A 2467-nucleotide genomic window follows, 5' to 3' on the forward strand; every position below is an offset into this window, starting at 1 on the left:
TAAACTGATAAATCCAATCGTGGAAGCAATACTTACGATTCCTGAAGTAAAGTACACGATAAGAATCCCACCAATGAGTGCCAGGGGCAGGTTGATAAGGACAATGAATGCAAGTTTTACATTTTTAAATTCAAAATACAATAACAGGAAAATCACCAGTATGGCAACAATCGCAGTAAGCAAAAGCATTTGAGAGGCTCTTGATTCGCTCTCAAATTGTCCGCCGTATTCCACCCGGTATCCTTCCGGCATATTTACCGAAGTATTCACAGTTTCCTGGATTTCTTCCACAGCGCTTCTCAGGTCACGTCCCTGCACATTGGCAGCCACAACGATTTTTCGCTGCACATCTTCCCGGCTAATAGTATTTGGACTACTTACCGAGGAAACTGTGGCGAGCTGTTCCAATGGCACCTGTGAACCGTTGGGTAATCCTATCAAAGCAGTTCTGATATTCTCTATGCTATTCCTGAAATTCTCTCCATATCGAACTACAAGATCAAAATACTGCTGCCCTTCATAGATCTCACCTACCTCGTGACCGGCAAAGGCAATATCCACCTGTTCCATCAACTGGCCTACAGTCATCCCATAAGCCGATAATATCTGGCGTCTTGGGGTAATCTTTAGCTGCGGCACTTCGATCTGTTGATCTACGGCAACATCAGCAAGTCCGTTGATTGGTGTGATATTCTCCTCAACACTTTTACCTATTTCATAAAGCTGTTGCAGATCGGGTCCAAAGATCTTGATCGCGATATTTGCCCTTGTTCCCGAAAGCATATGGTCTATTCGGTGAGCGATTGGTTGTCCCAGCGTTATATTTACCCCGGGCACAATGCTCAGTTTTTCCCTTACGTCTTCAAAGAATTCTTCTTTAGATTTATCTTCCAAAGTGAAAGGCACATCGATCTCGGCGGCATTCACCCCCTGGGCGTGCTCATCCAGTTCAGCTCTCCCAGTTCTTCGGGTAACTACATCTACTTCGGGCATCTCCAGTAATAGCTGCTCTACCTGTCTTCCGGTCTTATTACTTTCTTCAAGCGACATTGCCGGCGGACCAACAACGCTGATCACCAGCGAACCCTCATTGAACTCCGGAAGGAAACTTCTTCCCAACTGCGTAAAAATGGCGATGCTTAACAGGAAAGCAATTACAGTCACTCCAATAATCGTTTTCGGGATCTTTAGTGCCCGGTTCAGAGTTGCTGCGTAGCGTTGTTGTAACCACCTCTCCACCCGAGTTCCTTCAGATTGTTTCTTCAGCATTTTTTCATCTTTCAGAAGGTAGGAGCATAATACCGGAGTAACAGTTACTGCCACCACTAATGAAGTTAAAACTGAAGTAATAAAGGCAATACCGAGAGGTTTCAGCAATCGACCTTCCATTCCGCCAAGGAAAAACAACGGTATAAAAGATACGATGATTATAAGGGTAGCAATGATGATTGAACTTCTTATTTCCACCGAAGCATCCCTTACCACCCTAATAACAGCTTGTCTTTCAGCTTTGGGTTTACGAATATTCTCTCGCAGGCGTTTATATACATTTTCCACATCGATAATGGCATCATCCACCAGTGCACCAATAGCGATAGCCATTCCTCCCAGGCTCATCGTATTTATGGTGTAACCCAACCATTTTAAAACAATGATGGATACCAGTAAAGAAATTGGGATGGCCAGCAATGAAATAAATGTAGTTCGCCAGTTCATTAGAAAAATGAACAATACGATGACCACAAAAAAGGCTCCTTCAAGCAGGGTCATATTCAGATTACTAATGGAAGCATCAATGAAATCTGCCTGACGGAAGATCTGACTTTTGATCTCCACGCTTTTTGGTAAACTGGTTTCCAGTTCGGCGATGGCTTCATCCAGGCGTTCTGTGAGCTGCAGGGTATTGACATCGGGCTGTTTTGCGATGGTGAGAATAACTGCGGGATTTCCATTGAGGGAACCATCCCCGATCTTGTCAGCAGCACCTATTTTCACATTTGCTACATCCTTGATCTTGATGCTCTGGCCGTTCACCTGTTTCACCACGGCTTCCTCCAGGTCTTCTACCGCATAAGCCCTTCCGCTACCTTTTATGATATATTGATTTCCGTACTGATTTAAAAAACCACCCGGAGCGTTGGTGTTCGCCTCCTTCACCTTTTCAGTCAGTTCAGCAAGGCTTACGTTGTAATATTTCATCTTACCGGGATCGGCGAAAATCTGGTATTGTTTGTAATCGCCACCTATCACAACTACGTTGGCGATCCCTCCAATAGCCTTTATCCGCGGACGGATCTGCCAGTCTGATAAGGTTCTTAGTTCCATCGGGCTCAGACTGTCTGATGTCACTCCCAGCAGCATAACTTCCCCCATAATTGAAGAAATAGGTGCCATTGTTGGTGCTCCTACGCCATCCGGCAGGTTCTCGCGAACCATTGGAATACGTTCACTTACAATCTGTCTTGCC

1 protein-coding gene is annotated in these 2467 nt (G+C 45.0%); it reads right to left on the reverse strand.

The features are described 5' to 3' along the window. A partial coding sequence (locus VIM91_RS00095) for an efflux RND transporter permease subunit (RefSeq protein ID WP_331862809.1) occupies window positions 1–2457 on the reverse strand: 2457 nt, incomplete at its 3' end. Between the last annotated feature and the right edge of the window lie 10 nt (window positions 2458–2467).

Origin of the sequence: Thiomicrospira sp., from assembly GCF_036568485.1 — a bacterium.
Lineage (GTDB): Bacteria > Pseudomonadota > Gammaproteobacteria > Thiomicrospirales > Thiomicrospiraceae > Thiomicrospira.